Consider the following 5016-nt stretch of genomic DNA (forward strand, 5'->3'; position numbering starts at 1 on the left):
CAGAAAGCAGCCGGCCAAGGCGAGGAGCGCGCCATCCAACGGCGAGCAGCGCCACGCATCGTCCTCCGTGCGCCAGCCAAGCAGCGCGGCCAAGGCCGCGACCACCAGCCACGCCAAGGCGAAGGCCATGCCGGCCGCGTCGTCAATCGCCGATTCGCTCGGGATGAGCACTCGCGCGACGATGAGCGTCGCGGCCATCGCTGAGAGCCAAGCCCGAGGTTGAACCCAGTCGTGCGAAATCTCGCTGGTCGGCGCGTGATGGGCCGCGGATGTAGGAGGCGAGGGTTTTGTCTTGCGTGCGGCCATTCCCTCAGCATAGATCGGAAGGCTTTCAGCCGAAATCCGAATGTCGTGTGACCTCACGACTTCGCTATGCGGCGTCCGGCGAAATGCTCGGCAGCTCCGCCTTGAGCTGCGCGATCATGTCCAACGTCGCGGCCTCCACCGCTTCCAGCCAGCGCCCCGGGCCGAATCGCGATGAATACTCCCGTCGGGCGTGAGCGAAGATGATGCCCCGGGAATTGTTGATGACGGCGCCGAGCCCTTGGCTATCGAAGGCGGCGACGACGTCGCGCGCCGTACCGCCTTGCGTGCCAAAGCCGGGCACCAGGAGCCAGGCATGCGGCATGGCATTGCGCAATTCAACGAGTTGTTCCGGATAGGTCGCCCCGACCACCGCCCCCACGGAACCATAGCCACATTTTCCCAGTCGCGCGGATGCCGCTTGCTCCACGTACTCGGCGACGCGCCGGTAGATCGTGCTGCCGTCGGCGGTGACATCTTGCAGCATCCCGCCGCCGGGGTTCGACGTTTTCACCAACACGAACACGCCGCCGCCGCGCTGATCGATCACCTTCAAGAACGGCTCCAGGCTATCAGCGCCCAGGTACGGACTGACCGTCAACGCGTCGCTCTTCCAGACGCTCTGCGGGCCAAGATAAGCCTCGGCATAGGCGATCGCCGTGTCGCCGATATCGTTCCGCTTGCCATCCAGCACGACCAGCAGGCCTGACTCACGGGCATAGGCGATCACATCCGCCAGCGCCGTCATGCCATGCGGCCCAAGCTGCTCGAAGAACGCCGCCTGTGGCTTCACCACCGGCACCAACGGCGCGACGACGTCGATTATCCCCCGGCAGAACTCCCGATACGCGGCAGCCACCCGCTCCGGACTTCGCAGTAGCGAATTCGCCAGCAAGTCCGGCGGCAATTGCTCAGCACGCGGGTCGAGCCCCACCATGACCGGATTGCCGCGACTACGAATCGCTGCGGCGAGTTGATCGGAGAAGGTCGTCACAGGGGTCCGCCGCGAAGATGCTAAAGCCGAGGATGCCATGGAGTTCGAGAAATGTCCTGCCTGTAATTGTGGCGGAACGGCCCCGCGCCACAACGGGGCTATCGCGATGGAATTGTACAGAATGTGCATCGGATTCATGCGAATCGGTTGCGCAGATTGACCATGCAGATTGCGCAAGGTAACCTCGACTCAAGCGATGACATTCGGGCGTCGCCCAGCTTTGTCAGAAAGTTCCGCCGTGATGTGCCGTAAGGTTGGGTTCCATCGACTCCGATACGCGCTAATCTTGTTGGCGGCGGTCCCAGCCCTGACGTTGCCTCCACGAATTGCAATCGCTGCCGAGCAGGACGAGCTCGCGAGGTTGCTGAGCGAAATTAAATCGGACGTTCCGCGTCTGGAACGCGACGGGGGATATGTTTCCTCCGAGCGTTGCGCCGCGTGCCACGCCGACCAGCACGCCAGTTGGAAATCGACGTACCATCGCACGATGACCCAGCTCGCACTGCCGGGAAATGTGCTGGGCGCGTTTGACGGCCAGACGATTTCATCGAACGGACTGGACTATCGCGTCTATCGCGAAGGGGACGCCTTTTGGGCCGAAATGCCGAATCCCGACGAGATGGAAGCGATCGTCCAACGCGGCAAGCGCGGCAAGCTGGAAGATATTCCGCGGGTGAAACGCCGCGTGCTGATGACGACGGGATCGCATCATTATCAGACCTATTGGGTAGAAAGCACGTTGCCGTTTCGTGAGCGATTGATGCAGACTCTGCCGCTGATTTACCTGAAGGAAGACAAGCGTTGGATTCCTCGCGAAGCTGCCTTCATGGTGCCCCCCGAGGACAACATTCGCTTTATGACGCAGTGGAATCACCACTGCATCACCTGTCATAGCACCGGAGGCATTCCCGGTTTGAATCAGCAGACTGGGCAATTGGAAAGCCGCGTCGGCGAGTTGGGCATCTCGTGCGAAGCGTGCCACGGTCCCGGAGATGCCCACGTCCGCCATCAAGAAGGCCTGGCCGCGGCCGCCGCATTGCCGCCGACGGTGTCGGCGCCGGACACGACGATCGTGAATCCGCTCCGGCTCGATCATGTCCGTGCCAGCGAGATCTGCGGGCAATGCCACGGCGTGTTCATTCCCCGCAGCGCCGATGACGGCCTGGACTACGCGCTGCACGGCATTCAATACCGCCCTGGCGGCGACCTGCACAAAACGCGGCTCTACATCCAACACCCGCGCGAAGGCAGCAGCGCCGAGGAATGGGCCGGCTATTATCGCAACGAATCGTTCTTCCGCGAACGCTGGTGGGAAGACGGCACGATCCTGGCCGGCGGACGCGAATTTACGGCGATGAGGGAGTCCGGCTGTTACCAGCGCGGCGAAATGTCCTGCCTGTCATGCCACTCGATGCATGATGCGCCGCCAGCCGATCAACTCAAGCAGGATTTGCTCGGCAGCGCCGCCTGCACGCAATGCCACGACCAACCGAAGTACACGACGGAAGTGGCGCAACATACGTTTCATCAGGCCAACTCTGAGGGCAGCAACTGCCTGAACTGCCACATGCCGTACAAGGCGTACGGGCTGCTCAGCGGCATTCGCGCCCATGAGATGGCGCCGCCGGACATCGCCGCCAGCGCCAAGCTTGGCGTCCCAAACGCTTGCAATCTCTGCCATCTGGATAAGTCGCTCGATTGGACGCAGCAGCAGATGCACGCCTGGTACAACCAGCCGGAATTGCCGCTCGACGAAGAGCAGAAGTCGACCGCTGCAGCCGCGATGTGGCTCCTGAAAGGCGACGCTCCGCGCCGCATCATCACCGCCTGGCATCTCGGCTGGCAGCCGGCCCAACAGGCGTCTGGTGTCGATTGGATGGCGCCTTTCGCGGCCCGCTTGCTCGACGATCCTTATGGCGTCGATCGCTACGTAGCGGCCCACAGCCTTCGCAAATTGCCGGGCTACGCCGACTTCCATTACGACTTTCTCGCGGCTCAACCAGATCAAGCAACGGCAGTCAAACAGGCGATGGAAATCTGGAATCGCCAAGCCCGTCCGCCGGCGCCGAATCGAAATGCCGTACTGCTTGACGCCTCGGGCAAGCTCGACGAAGCGCGGTTCAACGCGCTCTATTCGAAGCGCGACAATCGCCCCTCGGCGATCAAAGAATGACCTCGACGATGAAACACACTCCCTCGCTTGCGCGTCGGGCTGGTGCTGACTACTACGCCGCGCCGCGGAGTTGAAACACCTCGCGCGTGCTGAACACGGCGTCGGCGACCACGTGCGGCGGCGATTCGCTGACCAGCCAGGAGTTCCAGCCCAGTCGCGAGCCGGGTTCCCCCAGCCCGCCCAGCGAGCATTCCGGCGCTGCCTGCGGCTGCAATTCGAGCCGGACGTCGAATTCGATCGACGGGCCCACGTAAAACCGGGCCATGTGCGTCAGCAGGAAGAATCCCTTGCGCGCAGGCTTCGGCGATTCGTCCGGCAACAATTCGACGAATTGCTCATAGGTCAACGGACCGATGCGCAACAGGATCCGTCCCTCGACATCCCAGACGCGCTCGCCGATCACCAGGCTTTGTCCCAACCCGCAGTTGCCATTTTCCGCGCCGAGTTGCGAGCGATCCAAATCGTCGAGACTGAGCCATGCACCATGAAACTGCTGAACTTCCACCGGCACTTGAAAATAGTCCGACAGCATCGCTTCCAGCCCGAGCACATTGCGCGGACGTCGGGCGAGCAATCCCGCGTAGCGGAACATCGCCAAATCCGGGATCCCCGCGATCAACGTATCACGCTGGTCCCAGGCGTCCGGATCGGCCGGAGCCCGCAACGCCAGACGATTTCGCAACGCCGGCTGGCCCAGTCCCAACAGGCTCAGCAGCGTCTTGGTGAACGCATCCGGATTGACCTGCTCGTATTCGCGCCGTTCGTGCGCGGTGTAGAAGCGATACTTCGACCAGGCGCGATAGAACAGCGAAATCAGGCGGTGGTTGAATAGATCGAACCAATCGCGCAATGCGTGCCGCTCCGGGTTGCGCGAATCCCGTTCGAGCCGCATTAACATGTCGGTGTAATGGCGCGGCATCACGCCGCTGGGACCGGTCAGCCCGAAGAAATTGACCGTCATCTGCGGCGTCGGCCGTTCGGCGGTCGGGGCCTTCAAATCGCTAATATTGCTGGCCGGAAAGGCGTGCCCCAGCGCCACGCGGAATTGCACCGCTTCTTTGCCCGGCTGCCCGTCGCTGCCGACCGGCTCCACGCCTTCGCGACGTTCCAGCAGGCGAATCGCCTGGAAGAAATCGAACGCATAACCAGTCGAGAAAAGCTCGTCCAGCGTCGACGGACGTTTCGTTTCAGCCACCGGCGGAAGTTCCCGAAGGTAATGGAGCCCAAGGCGCAGCGGCCGAATCGTACCGCATATTCGCCCTCAGCGGCAACGGAAGTGCGTCGGATCGCGGGTCGAGCGATCGAATGTCATTTGGGCGTCAAATGGATCACCATGAGTTCCGGGCGGCAGAGGAACCGCAGCCGAGGGGCGTACGAGCGTTCCATGCCGATGCCGCGGGAGACCACGAGGGTGCGGTCGCCCGATAACTGAGTCACGCCTGCCGCCCATCGGCGCGAGAGGAGTGAATTGGTGATCAGCGGACCAATCCCAGGCAAACGGACCTGACCGCCATGGACGTGCCCGGCGACCAGCAGGTCGGCGTCG

Annotated in this window: 5 protein-coding genes; 1 reads left to right on the plus strand and 4 read right to left on the minus strand. The window is 62.6% G+C overall.

The annotated features are described in order from the left end of the window. Together SGJ19_19700 and pyrF are read right to left on the minus strand one after the other, a co-directional pair. Positions 1–198 (minus strand): hypothetical protein (locus SGJ19_19700; GenBank protein ID MDZ4782477.1); only part of this gene is annotated, 198 nt, incomplete at its 3' end. A 172-nt stretch (positions 199–370) separates the two neighbouring features. Further along, positions 371–1297 carry an orotidine-5'-phosphate decarboxylase gene (pyrF, locus tag SGJ19_19705; protein ID MDZ4782478.1) on the minus strand — a complete coding sequence of 309 codons (927 nt, stop codon included), beginning with the start codon at positions 1295–1297 and terminating at the stop codon, positions 371–373. Positions 1298–1784: 487 nt separating this feature from the next. Between pyrF and SGJ19_19710 the strand changes: the two genes are divergently transcribed. After that, positions 1785–3470 carry a cytochrome c3 family protein gene (locus tag SGJ19_19710; GenBank protein MDZ4782479.1) on the plus strand — a complete coding sequence of 562 codons (1686 nt, stop codon included), beginning with the start codon at positions 1785–1787 and terminating at the stop codon, positions 3468–3470. Positions 3471–3522: 52 nt separating this feature from the next. On the opposite strand, the gene tssG is transcribed toward SGJ19_19710, so the two are convergent. Both tssG and SGJ19_19720 read right to left on the minus strand, forming a co-directional pair. Continuing rightward, the gene (gene tssG / locus SGJ19_19715; GenBank protein MDZ4782480.1) at positions 3523–4665 is read right to left on the minus strand and encodes a type VI secretion system baseplate subunit TssG; all 1143 of its coding nucleotides are present in this window, start codon (positions 4663–4665) and stop codon (positions 3523–3525) included. Positions 4666–4778: 113 nt separating this feature from the next. Continuing rightward, positions 4779–5016: hypothetical protein (locus tag SGJ19_19720; protein ID MDZ4782481.1), on the minus strand; the 238-nt coding region annotated here is incomplete at its 5' end.

This window comes from Planctomycetia bacterium (assembly GCA_034440135.1).
Taxonomy (GTDB): Bacteria; Planctomycetota; Planctomycetia; order Pirellulales; family JALHLM01; genus JALHLM01.

What these genes read in the sequence shown, in the direction of transcription:
- SGJ19_19710 (MDZ4782479.1), top strand. Translation starts at nt 1,785, where the DNA reads ATGACCCAGCTCGCACTGCCGGGAAATGTGCTGGGCGCGTTTGACGGC.